This window comes from Pseudomonas sp. R45(2017) (assembly GCF_002112305.1).
In the GTDB taxonomy this organism is placed as follows: domain Bacteria; phylum Pseudomonadota; class Gammaproteobacteria; order Pseudomonadales; family Pseudomonadaceae; genus Aquipseudomonas; species Aquipseudomonas paraglycinae.
The window spans coordinates 85522-105553 of sequence record NZ_NEHH01000002.1; the positions used below are offsets into that span (position 1 = coordinate 85522).

A 20032-nucleotide genomic window follows, 5' to 3' on the forward strand; every position below is an offset into this window, starting at 1 on the left:
TCGATGTTCTCATTCAAACAACAACAATTGTCCCGCCTGACGCTGGCCATCGTGCTGGCGACGGGGATTGCCCCGGCCGCCGTTCAGGCACAGGACGTCGCCGCTCAGGTCTTTACCTTCGACATTGCCGCCGGGGCCCTCGACGAGGTGCTGCTGGACATCTCGCGGCAGACCGGCGTGCCGATTTCCTTCAGTCAGAATCTGGTGCAGGGCAAGCGCAGCAGTGCGGTGCGCGGCGCATTGGGTGGCCGTCAGGCGGTAGAGAAAGCGCTGATCGGCAGCGGTCTGCAAGTCGAGCAGGGCAGCCAGGGCCTGAGCATTCGCCCGGCCGATGCGCCGGGCGTCGCGCCGGTCAAGGCGGCTGCCGTGGCGCCCGCCAGCAGCGCCGATTACCGAATGGAAAAAGTCACCGTCACCGGCTCGCGGATCGCCCGGGCGCAGAGCGATGGTGCGACGCCGGTCAACGTCATCACCCACGAAGAAATGGAAGCGCGCGGCTACAAGAACGTCTACGACGCCCTCGCCACGCAAACCCAGAACACCGGCATGACCCAGGGCGAAGACTACGGCAACACCTGGCAACCGGCGGCCAGCGCCCTCAACCTGCGCGGCCTCGGCCCCAACCACACGCTGGTGCTGATCAATGGCCGACGGGTCGCCGATTACCCGACGCCGTACGACGGCAAGGTCAACTTCACCAACCTGGCGAACATTCCGTCGGCGATCATCGAGCGTATCGAAGTGCTCAGCAGCGGCGCTTCGGCAATCTACGGTTCGGATGCGATTGCCGGGGTGGTGAACATCATCCTCAAGGACAAAATGAATGGCGTCGACGTCAACCTCAAAGGCGGCACCAGCGAGCGCGGCGGCGGCGACAACCAGCGTTTGCAGATCAGCGGCGGCGGCAGTTGGGGCGACTTCGACGGTTTGTTCGGACTTGAACTGACCAACCGCGATCCGATCTGGGCCGATGATCGCGGCTTCATGCAGAGCGGGCCGCTGGCGGATGTCGGCTACCGTCGCGACCTGACCAACAATCGCTATCTGGGGCCAGGTTGCGGCGCCTATCAGGGCACGTTCGACAACAAGCTGTTCAACAGCGGTGGACGTTGCCGCACCGACCAGATGTACAACGATTACTGGACGGTGCAGACGCAAAAGGAAAACTACGACGGCTACACTCGTGGCACCTGGCATTTCAGCGACAGCGGCCAGGTCTTCGCCGACCTGATGTACGGCCTCGATCACATCCAGAACAACACCCGTGGCCCGACCTTCACTTCGCCGGATTTCATCAACCAGAACAGCGGCAATCTGGAGCGCTGGTACCGGCGCTTCGGTGAAGAGGAAATCGGCGGGCGCACGAGCAACAACAGTAAATGGCGCGATACTTCATGGACCGGCACCCTCGGCCTCTCCGACAAGATCGCCGACACCGGGTGGAACTATGAACTGGCGGCCAACCGGTCCGAATACAAGAGCGTGCGCACCACGCGATACACGCCGCTGTCGTCGATCCAGGATTTCTACCTCGGCCCGCAGCTGGGCACCCGCGACGGTTATCCGGTGTTCGCGCCGGATGCCTCGCGCCTCGACCGGCCACTGACAGCCCAGGAGTGGGAGCAGTTTCGCGGCAATCTGACGCAGAGCAGCAAGTCGGTTTCCACCAGTTACAACGCGTCGGTCAACGGCGAGTTGTTTGATCTGCCGGCTGGCCCGGTGGGATTCGCCGGCGTGCTGGAGGCGGGCAAACAGGAATATCGCATCGACCCGGATGACAGCCTCAACGAGGGCAGTTTCTACGGCGTGACCCCGGCGCAAAGCTCCGGTGGTTCGCGCAAGCGTTATGCGGCCGGTGGCGAGTTCAGCATTCCGGTCACCGACACGGTGCTGGCGACAGCGGCGGGGCGCTGGGACCAATACAAATTCAGCGGCCGCACCGAACAACAGAAAACCTACAACCTCGGCCTGGAATGGCGGCCGGTGAACAGCCTTTTGGTGCGCGGCAGCTACGGCACCAGTTTCCGCGCCCCGGACCTGAACTACATCTATCAGTCCGACAGCAACGGCTACTACCCGGCGCAGATCGACTATTACGGTTGCAGCCAGGGCGTGGAGGGCGCCTGTGACCGTGGGCGCGTCGATTACACCCAGAGCGGCACGGCGGATCTGGAATCCGAACGCGGCAAATCCTGGACCTACGGTTTCGTCTGGTCGCCGTCGCGCAATTTCGATTTTTCCACCGATTTCTGGCGGGTGGAAATCGATGACCTGCTGACCACCGTCGACGAAAACCGTCTGCTGCAGCAAGAGAACGAATGCCGCAATGGCACCCAGGACATCAATTCAGCCAATTGCCAGTCGACCCTGGCACGCGTCGATCGCAATCCCGGCAATGCCGCTGTCGATCCCAATCAGTTGCAGCGGGTGCGGGTAAACGCGATCAACGCAGCCAGCGAACGGGTCAGCGGTCTGGACTTCAAGAGCAACATCCGCTGGGGCGCCGGGCAGTACGGCGCGTTCAGTTCGGCGCTGGGCTACACCCTGGTGCTCTCGCATTACTACAAGGAATCGGACGAAGCACCGACCCAGGACTGGCGCACCTCGCGCACCAACTACGACTGGCGCAGCAAGGTCAACGCCAGCCTGACCTGGGATTACCAGAAGGCCACGGCAACGCTGATGGGGATTCGTTACGGCTCGGTCACCAACGGCGCGGGCGACGGGCGCCTGTCGCCGTGGACGGTGTTCAACGCCAGTGCACGGTACAAACTCAACGACCGGGCGAGTGTCGGGCTGACCGTGAACAACGTGCTCAATCAGGTCAAGCATGACGACTCGGCGGGCTGGCCGTATTACCCGACCGGCAACTACGACCCGTACGGGCGCCAGTGGTGGCTGGATGTGAGTTATCACTTCGGCAGTTGAGGACGGAATGGCGTCAGGCAGCGTCCTACGGAAGTTGCCGGACTTTGGGCGAAAACGGGGATATTTCCGACGACTTTTTAAGGTTGGCCGTCGGAAGCGTGATCTATAGCATCGGCGATGACATTGAAGTCGTTAACGGCCTTATCACTCAGGCCTCTGATAATGGATTGATCATGCGAACTGCACACCTCGAATACGAAACGCCTGCTTATTCCGCTCGCCATCAGTGGCGCGATGATCGTGCCAGGTGCCCCATGGAGGATGTCGCCTTGCCCAGCGCAAAAATGCCCCGGTTGGCGGGTTTGAAGAAAGTCGAGGGCAAGCCTGTCGAATTGCTCGTGCATGGCCGGAACATCGGTGATGACGCCCTGCTGATTATTCAGCTTACCGATGAGGGTTTCGAGCTGAACGACGTCGTCGACATGCTTTCAACCTCCGAGCTTTATCAGCAAGGCGACATGGTCAAACTCATCACTGGCAAGTCGGTCAGAACGGTAAGGCGGCTGCTGAAGGAAGGCAAACCGGTACGGCTTGACCCGCAGCAGAGTGTCATCGCCTACCAATATGCATTGGTGCTGGAGTTAGCCATTCGGGCCTTCGGGGGGCAACCACGGGCGGAGGACTGGCTGCAGAAACCCTCTACCTATTTTTACGGTCATGTGCCGCTGGGATTGACCCTGCATCCATTGGGTTTTCAGATGGTGGAGCAGTATCTGAGTCAGCTTATCTACGGGGTTTACCCATGAACCCATTGCCGTGGGGCGAGCATTGGTATGCGTGGCGGCTGGATCGCGAGGTTTATGGAGGGACGTGGGACAGCGGGATGGGGTCAAAGCTCAGAGGCGGTCGATGGAACATACCAGGACGACGCGTCGTCTACGCATCCGTCGATCCTTCCTCGGCCATTCTTGAGGTGGCAGCCAACCGCAGTTTTGATGCCCTGGACAGCGAACCTTATGTATTGACGTGCTTTGAGGTCATCAGCGACGCAAAGGTGAAAATCGTGCAGCCCGAAGAAGTGCCGAACCCTTACTGGCTGAGCCCTGCACGGCCGTCACCCAATCAGCGATTGTTTGCCGACGCTTTACTGGCTGAACATCCGTTTGTGCTGATTCCGTCGGCGGCAACCCGGCATTCGTGGAACTTGCTGGTGAGTTGTGACCTGGCAGAGGGGCAGTTCAAGATGGTCTCGCAGGAGCGGTTCAGCCTTGATACCCGACTGGTCAGGGAAATGGCGTTGGTCTGATGCAGCGTCATGCTGCATTTTGCATAACCTCAGCACCCAACGGTCTAAATCGCGCTCTATAAATCAACATCCGCCATCGCACATCCCTGCATAAACCAAAACGCAGGGATGGCTGTTCATGATCCATTTTTCACCCGTTAAATCCCCTTTGAGCCTGGCCTTGCTGCTGGCGATCAACACGTTGCCGGCCATCGCTGCCGACAGCACGGCCAACGAGCCGACCACCCAACTGCAACGGGTCGAAGTCACCGGCACCGCGATTCGCCGGGTCGATGCTGAAACCGCTGTGCCGGTCACCATTCTGCGGGTCGAGGAGTTGCAGAAGCAGGGCGTGACCACCACCGAAGAGCTGGTCAACCGCATCTCGGCCAACCAGTCTTCGGTGGGCTCCGGGCGCTCGGTGGGGTCGAGCAGCGGCGGGGCGTCTTACGCCGACCTGCGGGGAATCGGCCCGAACAAGACCCTGGTGCTGCTCAACGGTCGGCGCCTGAGCAACAACGCGACCAATGCGATAAATGGCTCCGGCGTCGATCTCAACACCATTCCGTTCGCCGCCATCGACCGGGTGGAAGTGCTGCGCGACGGCGCCTCGGCGCTGTACGGTACCGATGCCATCGGCGGGGTGATCAACTTCATCACCAAGACCAGCCTCACCGAAGGTCAGATCAGCACCAATTACGACACCCCGACCCATTCCGGTGGCGGTGAAAGCCGCAACTTCAGCGGCAGCTGGGGTTTTGGTGATTTGCAGGAGGATCGCTTCAATGTTTTCGGTGTCGTGAGTTATGACAAGCAACAACGGCTGGCCGCCGAAGATCGCGGTTATACCTACAACTACCAACCGGGGCGTGGTCTTGATTACACCTCCGGCACGGCATCGCCTGCCAACTGGAGCCAGGGCAGCAACGCCACCAACCCATTGGCCGGTTCCGGTTGCAATGCGCCGGGGCTGCTGTCGCGCAATGGTATCTGCCGCCAGAGCCTGTGGAACTACCTCGATCTGGTGCCGGAAACCGAGAAGACCTCGGCCTTCGCCAAAGCCACCGGCAAGCTGTCGGACGAACACAACGTCAGCCTCGAATACTTCTGGGCCCGCAACGAAAACCGGACGCAGATCGGGCCCGGCACTCTGATGGGCAATCAGGTCAATCCTGGCACCGCGTTCTATCCGGGGAACGGCATTACGCCCGGCCCGAGCGGTTTTGCCCTCGACCCGACGCAGCCAGTGGACGTGAACTGGCGTGAAACCGCCGTCGGTGCCCGTCAGCATGAAGATGACAACACCGGTCAGCGTCTGCTGTTGAGCTTCGACGGCACGCTGGTGGGGTGGGATTACAACCTCGGCGCGTCGTACAACCAGAACAAGGTGGTCAACACGATTCGCAGTGGTTATGTGAACGACCGCGCCGTCAGCCAGGGCATCGCCGACGGTGTGATCAACCCGTTCGGCCCGCAGACGGCTGCGGGTTCGGCGTTGCTGGCGGCCAATGAGGTAGACGGCGATTACGCGACGGCGGTGGGCCGGGTCAAGGCGATTGACGGGCGTATCAGCCGCGAGATCGGCGACTGGTTCGGTGCAGGGCCTTCGGCACTGGCGCTGGGCGGTGAGTACCGCAAGGAAGACTTCCATCAGGATTTCGCCGCGTTTGCCGGCGACGTGCAGAGCCTGGGTGTGGATCCCAACGGCAGTGTGCAAGGGGATCGTAGCGTCTCGGCGCAGTACGCCGAAGTCAACGTGCCGGTGCTCGACAGTCTTGAATTGTCCGCCGCCGTGCGCCACGACAAATACAGCGACTTCGGCAGCACCACCAATCCGAAATACTCGTTCCGCTTCCAGCCGTTCAAGGAGCTGGTGGTGCGTGGTGCCTACAGTGAAGGCTTCCGTGCGCCGTCGCTTTATGAGTTGTACAACCCGACGTTCACCTCGTTCACCAATGCCAACTACAACGACCCGCGCCTTTGCGCCGGTGGCAACCCGAGTAACGGCGGCATTGCCAACCGCGACTGTGCCCAGCAGTTCAACCGTACCTCCGGCGGCAACACCGATTTGAGCCCGGAAACTGCGCGCAACGTCACCCTCGGTTTCGTTTATCAGCCATTCGATCGCCTGACCACCGGGCTGGATTTCTGGTGGATCGACATCGCCAACCAGATCGCCGAATTCCCTGAATCGGCGGTGTTCGAAAACCCGGAACTGTATCCGGAGCGTTTGATCCGCAAGCCGGACGGCTCCATCGATCACATCGTCACCGGCCTGGCCAACCTCGGCAAGATCAAGACCAACGGCGTCGACGTGAGCTTCGACTATCGCCTGCCGAGCACACCGTACGGCGATTTCGGCATCGGTCTGCAAGGCACTTACGTCACTCGCTACGACTATCAGCAGCAGCTCAAGGGCGACTACATCGACAAGCTCGGCGATTTTCGTGGCGGCGACTTTGCCTCGGCCGGCGCCGTGGCTCGTTGGCGTCACAGCCTGACCGGCAGCTGGAACTACGGCCCGCTTGGCGCGAGCCTGACCAACCGCTACACCAGCGGTTACCACGACTCGGATCGCGAGACTCACGATTATGTCGGTTCGTACAACGTCTGGGACGTGGCCGGTACCTACACCTGGCGCAAGACCCTGGCGGTGACCCTCGGGGTGAAAAACCTGTTCGACCGCGAGCCGCCGTTCAGCAACCAGACCTACACGTTCCAGAGCGGCTACGACCCGAAATACGGCGACCCGTTTGGCCGCACGTTGTACACGCGGGTTAATTACAAGTTCTGAGAATGATCGGTCAGGGCGGGTTTTAGTAACACATCGTTCTAAACCCCGCCCTATAAAAAGGCCCGGCCTGTTGCACATCACAGTCAGGCAGGCACGTGGTGAAAGGATCTGCCCATGTTTTCCAGAGTCATTCTGTTCAGCGTCGGTCTGTTGCTGAGCCCGGCGCTGTTTGCCGCGCCACAACACGCCCTCACGGTCTACGGCGAAGCCCCGAAATACGCCCCGGACTTCCAGCACCTGGCCTACGCCAATCCCGACGCGCCCAAGGGTGGGACCTTGCGCCGCTCTTCGCTGGAGAGCGGCCCGTTCGATCACCTGATTCCCTACATCGACAAAGGCACCGGCGTTGCCGACATCGACGGCTGGCTCTACGCGCCGCTGGCCTATCGCAGCAAGGACGAGCCGTACAGTGTCTACGGCCTGGTCGCCCAACGGATGGAGCTGGACGCGGACCGGCGCTGGCTGCGTTTTTACTTGAACCCCAAGGCGCGGTTCGAGGACGGCACGCCGATCACCGCTGAAGACGTGCGCTACACCTTCGAGCTGTTCACCACTCAGGGCAGCCTCAAGTATCGCCAACAGTTTCGCGATGTCGCCGAGGTGCAGGTCGAGTCGCCGACCCAGGTGCGTTTCGTGTTCAAGAACAACGAGAGCCGTACCTTGCCCCTGGATCTGGCGACGTTGCCGGTGTTGCCCGAGCATTGGTGGCGCACGCGCAATTTCGCCGATGGCGCAGGCTTCGAGATTCCGCCGGGCAGCGGGCCGTACAAGGTCAGCGCGGTGGACGCCGGGCGCAGCGTGAAATTTCAGCGGATCAAGGACTGGTGGGGCAGGGATCTGCCGATCACTCGCGGGCTCTACAACTTCGATCAATTGAGCGTGGAGTTCTTTGCCGACACGGACGTGTCGCGACAAGTGCTCAAGGCCGGTGGCTTTGATTACAACCGCGAGTTCTCCGCCACCAGTTACACCATCGGTTACGCCGGGGCGGCGCTGGAGCAGGGCAAGTTGCTGCGCGAACACCTCGCACCCGGCGCCGCGCAAGGTGCCCAGGGGTTTGCGTTCAATCTGCAGAAGCCGATGTTTCAGGATCGCCGGGTCAGGCAGGCGATTGCCATGCTCTGGGATTTCGAATGGAGCAACCGGCAGATGATGCGCAGCATGTACCTGCGTCAGCGCAGCTTCTTTTCCCACAGCGCGTTGTCGGCCACCGAACTGCCGGATGCCGAAGAACTGAAAATCCTCGAACCGTGGCGCGGCAAGATTCCCGATGAAGTCTTCAGCCAGGTGTTCGAGGCGCCGCGCACCGACGGCAGCGGCAACGTCCGCGCGCAACAGTTGCAGGCGCTGAAACTGTTGGAGGCCGCCGGCTGGACACCCCGAGGCGATCAATTGGTGAATGCCGCCGGCGAGCCGTTGCAATTCACTTTTCTCAACGGTCAGAAGGGCTTCGAGCGTCTGCTGCTGCCGTTCAAGCGCAATCTGGCGCAGATCGGCATCGGCTTCGATATTCGTCAGGTCGACACCGCGCAATACACCAACCGCGTACGCAGCCGCGACTACGACATGATCGTCGTCGGTTACCCGGTGAGTCAGGCGCCGGGGCGCGAGCTGTTCAATTATTTCGGTTCCGACGGCGCCGATGATCCTGGCTCCAACAACTACATGGTGCTGCGCGATCCGGCGGTGGATGCGCTGCTCGAAGGCGTGGTCCAGGCCGACAACCGTGAAAGTCTGCTGCGCCACGCCCATGCCCTGGATCGGGTGTTGCAGTGGGGCTACTACTGGATTCCCAACTATTACCCGCCGGGGATTTCCACGGTGTGGTGGAACCGTTTCGGTCGCCCGACGATTGCGCCGCTGTACGACGCCGGTCTCGACACCTGGTGGGAAATCAGCCCGACCGCGCTGACCGCGACGCAAATGCAGCAACAGCAAAAGGAGTACGCCCATGTGGGGTTATAGCCTGCGGCGTCTGCTGCTGATCGTGCCAACCTTGCTGGCGATTCTGCTGGTGAACTTCGTGATCGTGCAGGCCGCGCCCGGTGGCCCGGTCGAGCAGGCTATCGCCCGATTGCAGGGGATCGGTGTCGGTGCGGCGGTGGGTGCCAGCCATGTCGAAAGCATTGGCGGCGAGTCCCGCGCGACCCGTGGGCTGGACCCGAAACTGGTGGCCGAGATCGAGCGCCAGTACGGCTTCGACAAAAGTGCCGGTGAACGCTTGTGGCTGATGCTCAAGAGCTACGCGCAACTGGATTTCGGCAAGAGCTTCTTCCGTGGCGCGTCGGTGACCGAGCTGATCTGGCAGAAGCTGCCGGTGACCCTGTCGCTGGGTTTGTGGGCGACGCTGATCACTTATCTGGTATCGATTCCGCTGGGCATCCGCAAGGCGGTGCACAACGGCTCGGCGTTCGATGTCTGGAGCAGTGCGGCGATCATCATCGGCTACGCGATGCCGGGTTTTTTGTTTGCGCTGCTGCTGATCGTGGTGTTCGCCGGCGGTACGGCGCTGGACTGGTTTCCGGTGCGCGGGCTGGTCTCGGACAACTTCGCCGAGCTGTCGCTGTGGGGCAAGGTCGCCGATTACTTCTGGCATCTGGTGTTGCCGGTCAGTGCGCTGGTGATCGGCGGTTTTGCGACGCTGACGATCCTGACCAAGAACAGCTTTCTCAACGAGATCTCACGGTTGTACGTGGTCACGGCCCGGGCCAAGGGCCTGAGTGAACGACAGGTGTTGTACGGGCATGTGTTTCGCAACGCGATGCTGCTGGTGGTGGCCGGATTGCCTCAGGCGTTGGTCACGGTGTTTTTCGGCGGCTCATTGTTGATCGAAGTGATCTTCTCCCTCGACGGGCTCGGCCGCCTGAGCTACGAAGCGGCGGTGTCGCGGGATTACCCGGTGGTGTTCGGTTCGCTGTTCATTTTCACCCTGTTCGGGCTCTTGATAAAACTGCTGGGCGACCTGTGTTACACGCTGGTCGATCCGCGCATCGACTTCACCGCGAGGACTGCCTGATGCCGACGCTTTCTCCAATCGGACAGCGCCGGTGGGCGCGGTTCAAGGCTCATCGACGCGGCTGGTGGTCGTTGTGGCTGTTTCTCGCGCTGTTCGGCCTGAGCCTGGGCGGCGAACTGGTCGCCAATGACAAACCGTTGCTGGTGACGTATCAGGGCGAGTGGTATTTCCCGGCGTTCAAGCGCTACACCGAGCAGGATTTCGGCGGCGAGCTGCCGTTCCAGCCCGACTACCGCAGTGCCCAGGTGCGTGAATTGATCGAGGGGCAGGGCGGGCGGATGTGGTTTGCGCCGATCCCGTTCGGCTACGACACGGCCAACTACGACCTCACTGAACCGGCCCCGAGCCCGCCCACCGCTGAAAACTGGCTGGGCACCGACGATCAGGCGCGGGACGTGCTGGCGCGGGTGATATTCGGCACGCGGGTCTCGCTGTTGTTCGCCCTGGCGTTGACGGCGGTGAGCGCGTTGATCGGTATCGCCGCCGGTGCCTTGCAGGGCTATTACGGTGGTTGGGTCGACTTGCTCGGGCAGCGTCTGCTGGAGGTCTGGTCGGGGCTGCCGGTGCTCTATCTGCTGATCATTCTGTCGGGCTTCGTCGAGCCGAACTTCTGGTGGTTGCTGGGGATCATGGCCCTGTTTTCGTGGCTGAGTCTGGTGGACGTGGTGCGCGCCGAGTTCCTGCGCAGTCGGGGGCTCGAGTACGTGAAAGCGGCGCGGGCGCTGGGTGTCGGCGATGCACAGGTGATCGTGCGGCACATTCTGCCTAACGCCATGAGTGCGACGTTGACGTATCTGCCGTTCATTCTGACCGGGGCGATTGCGACGTTGTCGGCGCTGGATTTCCTCGGCTTCGGCATGCCCGCCGGCAGCGCTTCGCTGGGGGAACTGATCGGCCAGGGCAAAAACAATCTGCAAGCACCGTGGTTGGGGCTGACGGCATTTTTTGCCCTGGCGCTGATTCTTTCATTACTCGTATTCATCGGCGAAGCCTGCCGAGATGCCTTCGACCCCAGGACTTGATATGCGTGAACATCTGATCGAAATACGCGACCTGCGGGTGGCGTTCAAAGGGCAGGAAGTGGTGCATGGTATTGACCTCGACATTTGCCCGGGCGAATGCCTGGCGCTGGTAGGCGAGTCGGGTTCCGGCAAGTCGGTGACGGCCCACAGCATCCTGCAACTGCTGGATCCGGGCATCACGCAGATCGACGGCAGCATCCGTTATGGCGGCGAAGAATTGCTGGGGGTGCACGAGCGCTATCTGCGGCAACTGCGCGGCAACCGCATCGCGATGATTTTTCAGGAGCCGATGAGCTCTCTAAATCCGTTGCACAACATCGAGCGGCAACTCGGCGAAAGCCTGGCGCTGCACAAAGGCCTGGCGGGCGCGGCGGCGCGCAAACGGATTCTGGAACTGTTGGAACTGGTCGGCATTCAACGACCGCGCGAGCGGCTGAAGGCGTATCCGCATCAACTCTCCGGCGGGCAGCGGCAGCGGGTGATGATCGCCATGGCGCTGGCGTGCGAACCGCAGTTGCTGATCGCCGATGAGCCGACCACGGCCCTCGACGTCACAGTGCAACGCAAGATTCTGTTGCTGCTCAAGGAACTGCAACAGCGGTTGGGCATGGCGCTGCTGATCATCAGTCACGACCTGAATCTGGTGCGCACCATCGCCCAGCGAGTGGCGGTGATGCGCGCGGGCGAAATCGTTGAGCAGTCAAGCTGCGAGCAATTGTTTCGCGCGCCGCAGCATCCCTACAGCATCGAATTGCTCAACGCCGAACCCGGCGGCGCGGCGCTGTGCCGTGATGCGGCGGAGGATTTGCTCGAAGTTCGCGATCTGCATGTGCGTTTTCCGTTGGGTGGCGGATGGCTGCGGGCCAAGTCGTATCTGCACGCGGTCAATGGCATCGATCTGAACCTGCAGCGGGGCAAGACGCTGGGCATTGTCGGTGAGTCCGGATCGGGTAAATCCACGCTGGGTCAGGCGATCCTGCGCCTGATCGACGCCGACGGCAGCATCCGCTTCAAGGGTGAGTCGCTTGAGCAACTGAGCGGCAAACAATTGCGTCCGTTGCGCAAACGCCTGCAAGTGGTGTTTCAGGACCCGTTTGGTAGCCTTAGCCCGCGCTTGTGTGTGGAGCAGATCATTGCCGAAGGTTTGCAGGTGCACAGCGACTTGAATGCGCAGGCGCGCGAGCAGGCGGTGATCGATGTACTGAAGGAAGTCGGGCTCGATCCGGCGACGCGTCATCGCTATCCCCACGAGTTTTCCGGCGGGCAACGGCAACGCATCGCCATCGCTCGGGCGCTGGTGCTCAAGCCGGATCTGATTTTGCTGGATGAGCCGACCTCGGCGCTGGATCGCACGGTGCAGAAACAAATCGTCGCGCTATTGCGCCGGTTGCAGGAGGAGCACGGGCTGACCTATCTGTTCATCAGTCATGACCTGGCGGTGGTGCGGGCGCTGGCCCACGATCTGATCGTGATGAAGGATGGCGAGGTGGTGGAGCGTGGGGAAACGGCCGGGTTGTTTCATTCGGCCCGACACCCGTATACGCGGGAGCTGCTGGCGGCGTCGTTTGCCGGTGTGAACGCCTGAAACGACAAATCCCGCCACAGGGGCGGGATTTGTTTGCAGACTGGCTGCGGTCTTACGAAGGGAACAGCTCGGACAGTTTCATCGACAGCATCATGTCGCCTTCAACGCGCAGCTTGCCGCCCATGAAAGCCTGCATGCCGTCGGTTTCGCCGCTGACGATACCTTTCAGGGTTTCGCTGTCCAGCACCAGCGTGCAGTTGGCGTCCGGGTTTTCGCCTTCCTGGATGTCGCAGGTGCCGTCTTTGACGATCAGGGCGTATTGCTTGTCTTCGTCAGTGATGTTGAAACCGAAGACCAGATCCAGACCGGCAGCGGCGGCTGGGTTGAACTTGGCTTGCATTGCTTTTACGGCATCAGCTACGGAGGTCATGGTTCGATCCTTTTTGGTTGATTGCAGCAGGGTCACAGTAATCCGGACTCAGCGAAACGTGATGAGTTCCGGGGCCTTCAGCAGTTGCAAATGTGCATGACTGTTGAAGGAAGCCAGAGCCACCTCGCGCCCGCGGAACTTCAGCTGGTTGAGCGAGGTGTTGACGATTTGCCAGTTCAGTTCAAAGGCCTGCCGGGCAGGCATTTGAGTAATGAGGTGGAGCAGGGCGGTGATGGTGCCACCGGAGGTGAACACCGCGATTTTCTGGGTGTTGTCAGCCTGTTCGAGAATCCGCTGCAGCCCGGCCTGTACCCGTTCGACGAAACCCAGCCAGCTTTCCAGCCCCGGTGTGTCGTAGGTGCCGGCGAGCCAGCGCTCGATGATCAGGGCGAAGATGCGCTGGAATTCGCCACGGTTTTGCGCGGCGTTGCGCAGGATTTCCAGTGCTTCGGGCTCTTCCGGCAGCATGGCCGGGAGCAGGGCGCGGATCACGGCGTCGGCGTCGAATTCGTTGAAGGCCGAATCGATTTCCAGTGCCGGAACCGGCAGGCCGGCGGCGGCGAACTGTTCCAGCGCGCTGTTGGCCGTGTGTTGCTGGCGGCGCAGGTCGCCCGACAGGCAGCGGTCGAAGCTGATTCCGAGTTCGGCGAGATGGCGGCCGAGGATTTCCGCCTGGCGTACACCGGTCGGCGACAGGACGTCATAGTCGTCTGCACCGAAGGAGGCCTGGCCATGTCGAATCAAGTAGATGCTGCCCACGTCCGCGTCATCCCGGTACGTTGAAGGTTGTGGCGAGGTTATGGGGATGACGGTGAGCTGTCAATGAAAAAACATACGCTTGTTTGAAATGCCCGTTCCAGCCTTGTTGCCAGAGGTTTCACGGCTGGCCGACCGGCTGGTGCATGGGTATGCTGGAGCCAATTCCCGCGTGTGTTTCATGACCGCGCATCGTTTGAAGGAGTCACTGTGGAGTTTTTCACTGAATACGCCAGTTTCCTGGCCAAGACCGTGACGCTGGTCATCGCCATTCTGGTGGTGCTGGCGAGTTTTGCTGCGTTGCGCAGCAAGGGCCGGCGCAAATCCGCGGGCCAGTTGCAGGTCAGCAAGCTCAACGATTTCTATAAGGGCCTGCGTGAGCGGCTGGAGCAGACCCTGCTCGACAAGGATCAGCTCAAGGCCTTGCGCAAGGGCCAGGCCAAATCCGAGAAGAAACAGAAGAAGAAACCCGACGCCAAACCGCGTGTGTTCGTGCTGGACTTCGACGGCGACATCAAGGCTTCGGCCACCGAAAGCCTGCGCCACGAGATCACCGCGCTGCTGACCCTGGCCACGCCGAAGGACGAAGTGGTCCTGCGTCTGGAAAGCGGCGGCGGCATGGTGCACAGCTACGGCTTGGCCTCGTCGCAACTGGCGCGCGTCCGTGAAGCCGGCGTGCCGTTGACCGTGTGCATCGACAAGGTCGCGGCCAGCGGCGGCTACATGATGGCGTGCATCGGCGAGAAGATCATCAGTGCGCCGTTCGCCATCCTCGGCTCCATCGGCGTGGTGGCGCAGTTGCCCAACGTCAACCGCCTGCTGAAAAAGCATGACATCGATTTCGAAGTGCTGACCGCCGGCGAATACAAACGCACCCTCACTGTATTCGGCGAAAACACCGAGAAGGGCCGGGAGAAATTCCAGGAAGACCTGGACATCACCCACCAGCTGTTCAAGAACTTCGTCGCCCGTTATCGCCCGCAACTGGCGATCGACGAGGTCGCCACCGGCGAAGTCTGGCTGGGCATCGCGGCACTGGAAAATAAACTGGTCGACGAACTCAAGACCAGCGACGAATACCTGGCCGAGCGTGCCAAACAGTCCGAGGTCTATCACCTGCACTACGCCGAGCGTAAGAGCCTGCAGGAGCGCATCGGCATGGCGGCCAGCGGTTCGGTGGATCGCGTGTTGCTGAGCTGGTGCAGCCGGCTGACTCAGCAACGCTTCTGGTAAACACCTCACACGCTCGTGAGCAATCAAACTCGCGGGCGTGCTGCATTTTCAGCGGAAGAAAGTGCGGTACATAGATATTTTATAGTTGCGTATTGTTGTTGTTTTACAGGTTGATTCATCAACTAATCACGCTGTATTGAAAGAGTCTGAAACTTTATTCTGGATGCCCCTTTCAGAAATAAAGTTGCTAAACATGGATGTTGAAAAGAGTAAATTGATCTTGCCAGTCATGACGCCCGCTCAACAGGGTGTCTTTTTTGAATTGTATGAAAAACAGATTCCTGACTGGTTGCTTAAATCTTCAGAAACCGTTCGAAACGATCTCTATGAAAGTTTCAAGGCCAGTTTCAAATCCCGTCATGCCGCACTTGAGCAATTGCGCGCACTGAAATCCCCGCAGAGTTTTTGTACGCCACTGCTGGCCAAAGCCATGGCTGAGAAACTGGGCGAACCTTTCGAGGTCGAAGGGGCGATTTTTCAACATGTACGCTCAAAGTCCAGCCTGTTGGGATTGCGCAGGAAACTGGTGCTGCCGATCAATCGTGATTTGCTGACCGCTGCCTGTGAAAATTTCGAATTGTCGGAAACTCTGGCCAGCACCTATCACGAGAGTTCATTGCTGTATATCCCGCAGCGGATAACCGGGCGAAACAATAAGGTGTTGTCGATACAACCTCACGAGTTTGCCAGACTTTGTCGTTATCTGGATCTCGGTAAGCAATATCAACAGCACGTGGGGGATTTCTTCGGCACTGATAGCCAAGTCGCCAGTTTGCAGGAATCGTCTGTTGCCTGTTCCAGAGACCAGTTTGATGTCGAGCGGCATATCGCTTACATGCGTGGCCATATCAGTCTGGATGTGTACCGCATGCTTGAGTCGGTCAAGAACTCGGATTCTTCAATCACACTGGGCAACAACACCCTGGGTTATCAAAGCCTTGAAATGCTTGAGGTGCAGCTCAGAGGGCCGATGTTCATCGGCCCGGTCAGCGAACATGCGGATGGCGATTACCGTTGTGTGATCTATATGCCTGGTGATCCCGATCATCCTCTCAAAGAGTATCCCAGTTTCCAGAAGTTCGAGGTCGAGTTGAGCGGGCGTTTACGCGGCTCGCAGTTTCGCAGTTTTTTCACGCGCTTCATCCCGATGAAGGATCGCTCGGTTTTCCTTAACGGACTCGATGTACGTTTGTTGAAAGCGCGACCGAACCAGTTTCCCGTTTCCACGACCTTCCTTCCGCTGACAGGGCTCGATCTCCAGGGTGACGCAAGACACAACCTGTTTCTCGCGATCTTCCAGCACCGCGCGGCGCAGGTTCGGGCCGATACTCGCCTGCTGGTAGTGCCGACGGATGATGAAGATGAGAAAACCCGCCTTGCCAGGCAAGAGTCCTATAAAGCCATCGGGCTGAATACGCTGTTGTTCTTTGTGTCCTTCGTGCCGGTTCTCGGCGAGGTCATTTGTGCCGTCGCCGGAATACAGTTGCTCGGTCGGATCTACGAGGGCATCGACAGTTGGGCCCACGGTGATCAGGAACATGCCACCGATTGCCTGTTCGACACGCTTGAGAATCTGATCCTCATGGCGGGTTTCGCTGCCGGCGGTGTCGCGGTGGGTAAGGCTTACACCGTCGTGCGCTCGTCAAGTTTCATGCAGGGACTACGGCGGGTACCAGTTGGGCCAATGTCTTATCGCCTGTGGAATCCGGACATGACGGCTTACCGCCAGCGCGAGTCTTTGCCGCGCAGTTTTGCTGCGGATGCGCAAGGGCTGGTATGGCGCGCAGACAACCGCTATTTGCCGCTGGGTGCCAATGCGTACGCGGTGCGTCCGGTTACCGGCACCGGTTTGTGGGAGGTCCATGATCCGCACTTGCCCGGGCGTTATTCACCATTGCTTGAGACCAATGGAGCTGGCGCCTGGCGTCATGACTCCGAATTGCCTCACGAGTGGAGTTCGTTGACCTTGTTCCGTCGCCTGGGTTTTCGTGAAGAAAAGATTTCAGACCCCCGTGCCTTGCAAGCCATTGCAGTAAGCGGGATCGGCCAGGCAGCCATGCGCAAACTGTTCGTTGAACGCGGCAAGCCTATGGCGATGCTCACGGACTCGGTGAGACGCTTTCGTGCCGACTCCGACGTCAGCCAGTTCATGACGCAAATTGATACGCCCGCATCTGCGCCGCTGGCGGATGCCGATCTGCAACTGTATTTGCTGACAGGAGCAGGTCGCTGGCCACAGGACATGGCAGTCATTGTGAAAGACATCTTTGGTAATGAAGTGACACGCTATGGCGCAGACGAGGCTGTCCGCCAGGTCAACCTCACAGAGGGCGCGCTGCGCAACGGCCAGTTTTATACCCCTGTTGGCAGCACTCAGCGACAGTGAGCGTTCACACTTGCTGGGCTCGGCCACTGTGGAGTCGAAAAATCAGATAGCGTTATTGGGCAAACATATTGCCGGGCTGGCGCCGCGGATGCGCATGGCGATGATGGACCGGTTGTTCCGGCGAAGCGACGTCTGTGAGCTTTCCAGAGGCGAGCCGATCATCAAGGCATTCCCGGGGCTTTCAGCCAGTGTCGCCGACGAACTGGTGCAACATGCCGATGCGCGTGAGTGGGCGCAGCTTGAATCCGGCACCGTACCGTTACGTCTGGCCGAGGAAGCCAGGCGCTATCAGCAGGTCCAGCGATTGAATCGCGCGTACGAGGGGTTATATCTGGACGCCGCCAGTGGGCGCGATGCCGACATGCTGGTACTCGACACCTTGAGCCATTTGCCGGGCTGGCCGGGCGATGTATTTGTCGAAATTCTGGACTGGGGTTTGTATGCCGATCAGCGGGCCGTCGTTGGCCCGAGCGATGCCCCACACAAAGTGCTTGTCGAAGCCTATGCCGAGCGTTATCAGGTCCAGGATGCGCGCAGCAATAGCGTCTCCAGTCATCCGTCACGCGACCGTGCGAATTTTTTCCAGGCACTGTGGGAAAGCCTTCCGGCCCACAGTCGCAAGGCCATCGGCGTTGAAACGGACATCGACGGCACGGGCTTGCGGGAGAAAATCACCGCATTGGCGCTGCAGCGGCGCGAAGCCTTCGCCAAGGTGCTGGAAATTGCACCGGCACACTCGAGTTACCGCTCCCCGATGGGGCTGGCAGATCAGCGGATCGAACAGGTCACCGTCGAGCAATCGGCACCTTCAAGCCCTTCTCAGGGCGTTTCGCCCGCGCTCGTGCGTCGGGCGCAGGAGTTGTATCCGACTCAATCAACCGCACAGATCAAACGTTTTGTGACCTCTCTGGGCGCCGACGAAGTATTGGCTATCAGGTCGCTTGAACGGTTGCGCGAGCAATACAGGACGATGGTGGAAACCCTGGAGCGCTGGACCCACCGCGATACGTATTATCAGGGTGAGGAAGGTCCGAGGCTCAAGGTCCCCGCCCATAGCAAGGCGCGGGCAATGCAAGCCATTTTGCGCGCGTGGCGCAAGGAAACCCGTCACACGGCGCACTCGGGGCATCCGACCTACAGCCTGACGCTCGATGCGGTGCCGTTAGGGCAGATGCCGGTTCTTATCGGCGATTTTTCCCACATCACCGCGCTGGAAATGAGCGGCGTGGGCGCCAGTGCAGGTCTGAATACGTTTCTGCGCAATTTTCCCGGACTCAGGGTGCTGAACCTGTCAGGTAACGGACTGACACGCATCCCTGTCGCGATCGGGGACATGCCGGGGCTGACAGGTCTGGATCTGAGCAACAACCGTATCCGGCTTACTCAGCAGACGATTGTAGAGCTGGCCGGCAAGCATCACCTGCGCACACTGGATTTGGGCTTCAACCCCCTCCTGGGGCGTACTCCGGACGTCAGTGCAATGCGTAAATTGCGCCACTTGAGCCTGCGAAACACCGGCATCACCGAATGGCCCGGAAATACCGATGCGCTTGCGCATCTGGAATCTCTGGATCTGCGCAACAACAGGATTGTCGAGATCCCGACGTCCGTCTTCACCTCCCGCGCTGTACTGAATCGCGGCACTACGATCGATGGCAATCCGCTGTCGACCGAGAGCCTGCAAGCCATCGCTGCGTACCAACAGTCACAAGGCATAAGTCTGGGCGTCATCACCACCGAGTACACCAGCACCGCACGACTGGCCGGTGACCGGGAAGGGGCGGGATGGGTAAACGGCTTGCCGACGGTGGAGATCGGTCGGGCCAAGCAAGTGTTGTCGTCACTGTCGGCTGACCCGGATTCCCGGGATTTTTTTGAAGTGCTCATGCAACTGCGTGAAACGGCCGATTACTCCAGAACCCGCGAACAGCTCGGGCAGCGGGTATGGAATGTGCTGGAAGCGGCCTGTGAGGATGATTCGTTGCGTCGCGCGCTGTTTCGCATGGCCCGCACAGGCTGGGTCAGTGCGCCCAATGTTGCGGGACTGTTCAGCGATCTGGAGGTCAGGGTTCTGTGTTATCGGGCAGCGGCGGCGGCCCGCACCGGTACCCAGACACTCGAAGGCGATCTGGTTCGTCTGTTGCGCGGGCTGTTTCGGTTGCAGCAGGTAGAAAAACAGGCGTTGCTCGATATCGCGCGCCGATCCCGCGCAGGAAATTTCACTCAACGCCAGGCACTGGATATCAGCCTGATTTATCGGGTGCGACTGGCGCAGCGCCTGGCGTTGCCGGCACAACCCACAGAGCTGAATGTGCCACTGGATGCCGAGGTGACGGACGCGCAGATCGATCACGCCTATCTGGAGGTCGTCAGGGCCGAGCAGACGGCGCAACTCTCGGAGTCAGTCAGCAGGCAGGAGTTCTGGGCCGAGTATTTGCTGGCGACACGCCAGGATGCGTTTACCAGCGTTCTGGATCGCAGTGCTCACGCGTTCGCGCGCCTGGAAGCGCAGGTCGGGCTGTCCCGTGAAGCAGCCAGTCAGCAAATGACGACGATCTTCGACAACTTCAGGAATGAAAGCCTGGAACTGCGCAAACAGCTGACCAATGCGGCGCTGGCGAGGCATCCGGGTTTGACGTTGCCGGTCACGCCGGGGCCCGGCAGACTGGGAACGAGAGAGGGATAAAGCAGCGACCTCGAGCCCGCCAATGCGGGCT

The 20032-nt window shown here is 60.3% G+C and carries 13 protein-coding genes; 11 read left to right on the top strand and 2 right to left on the bottom strand.

Features of this window, described 5'->3' with window-relative positions; translation table 11 throughout:
- The first annotated feature begins 3 nt into the window (after nucleotides 1-3).
- From CAF74_RS04780 to CAF74_RS04815, 8 genes are all read left to right on the top strand, one after another.
- Nucleotides 4-2928: a TonB-dependent receptor gene (locus CAF74_RS04780; protein WP_085745477.1), complete on the top strand. Its 2925-nt coding sequence runs from the start codon at nucleotides 4-6 to the stop codon at nucleotides 2926-2928.
- A gap of 254 nt (nucleotides 2929-3182) precedes the next feature.
- A complete protein-coding gene (locus CAF74_RS04785; protein ID WP_085745851.1) occupies nucleotides 3183-3674 on the top strand; it encodes an antitoxin Xre/MbcA/ParS toxin-binding domain-containing protein in 492 nt (163 codons plus the stop codon).
- A complete protein-coding gene (locus CAF74_RS04790) occupies nucleotides 3671-4174 on the top strand; it encodes an RES family NAD+ phosphorylase (RefSeq protein ID WP_085745478.1) in 504 nt (167 codons plus the stop codon). Before CAF74_RS04785 ends, CAF74_RS04790 begins: the two co-directional genes overlap by 4 nt.
- 118 nt (nucleotides 4175-4292) lie before the next feature.
- Entirely contained in the window at nucleotides 4293-6947 is a 2655-nt protein-coding gene (locus CAF74_RS04795) for a TonB-dependent receptor (protein ID WP_085745479.1), read from the top strand.
- 114 nt (nucleotides 6948-7061) lie between these two features.
- Nucleotides 7062-8912, top strand: coding sequence for an extracellular solute-binding protein (locus CAF74_RS04800; protein WP_085745480.1), 1851 nt, complete (start codon nucleotides 7062-7064; stop codon nucleotides 8910-8912).
- Nucleotides 8899-9963, top strand: coding sequence for a microcin C ABC transporter permease YejB (locus CAF74_RS04805; protein ID WP_085745481.1), 1065 nt, complete (start codon nucleotides 8899-8901; stop codon nucleotides 9961-9963). Before CAF74_RS04800 ends, CAF74_RS04805 begins: the two co-directional genes overlap by 14 nt.
- Nucleotides 9963-10985, top strand: a complete 1023-nt coding sequence (locus tag CAF74_RS04810; RefSeq protein WP_085745482.1) for an ABC transporter permease — start codon at nucleotides 9963-9965, stop codon at nucleotides 10983-10985. The genes CAF74_RS04805 and CAF74_RS04810 overlap by 1 nt, the downstream gene beginning before the upstream one ends.
- Before the next feature lies 1 nt (nucleotide 10986).
- A complete protein-coding gene (locus CAF74_RS04815) occupies nucleotides 10987-12570 on the top strand; it encodes an ABC transporter ATP-binding protein (RefSeq protein WP_085745483.1) in 1584 nt (527 codons plus the stop codon).
- 52 nt (nucleotides 12571-12622) lie between these two features.
- Here the strand turns inward: CAF74_RS04815 and CAF74_RS04820 are convergent, their stop codons facing one another.
- Together CAF74_RS04820 and CAF74_RS04825 are read right to left on the bottom strand one after the other, a co-directional pair.
- Nucleotides 12623-12940 carry an SCP2 sterol-binding domain-containing protein gene (locus CAF74_RS04820; protein WP_042610331.1) on the bottom strand — a complete coding sequence of 106 codons (318 nt, stop codon included), beginning with the start codon at nucleotides 12938-12940 and terminating at the stop codon, nucleotides 12623-12625.
- Between the two features lie 48 nt (nucleotides 12941-12988).
- On the bottom strand, nucleotides 12989-13699 hold the full coding sequence (locus tag CAF74_RS04825) for a histidine phosphatase family protein (protein ID WP_085745484.1): 711 nt from the start codon (nucleotides 13697-13699) through the stop codon (nucleotides 12989-12991).
- A gap of 207 nt (nucleotides 13700-13906) precedes the next feature.
- Here CAF74_RS04825 and sohB point away from each other — a divergent pair, with 207 nt between their 5' ends.
- The 3 genes from sohB (at nucleotide 13907) to CAF74_RS04840 (ending at nucleotide 20001) form a co-directional block, all read left to right on the top strand.
- Nucleotides 13907-14929: a protease SohB gene (gene sohB, locus CAF74_RS04830; RefSeq protein ID WP_085745485.1), complete on the top strand. Its 1023-nt coding sequence runs from the start codon at nucleotides 13907-13909 to the stop codon at nucleotides 14927-14929.
- An 85-nt stretch (nucleotides 14930-15014) separates the two neighbouring features.
- A complete protein-coding gene (locus tag CAF74_RS04835) occupies nucleotides 15015-17315 on the top strand; it encodes a dermonecrotic toxin domain-containing protein (RefSeq protein ID WP_139832884.1) in 2301 nt (766 codons plus the stop codon).
- 10 nt (nucleotides 17316-17325) lie between these two features.
- Nucleotides 17326-20001 (top strand): NEL-type E3 ubiquitin ligase domain-containing protein, encoded by a 2676-nt coding sequence (locus CAF74_RS04840; protein WP_176240470.1) that lies wholly within the window; start codon nucleotides 17326-17328, stop codon nucleotides 19999-20001.
- Nucleotides 20002-20032 lie beyond the last annotated feature (31 nt).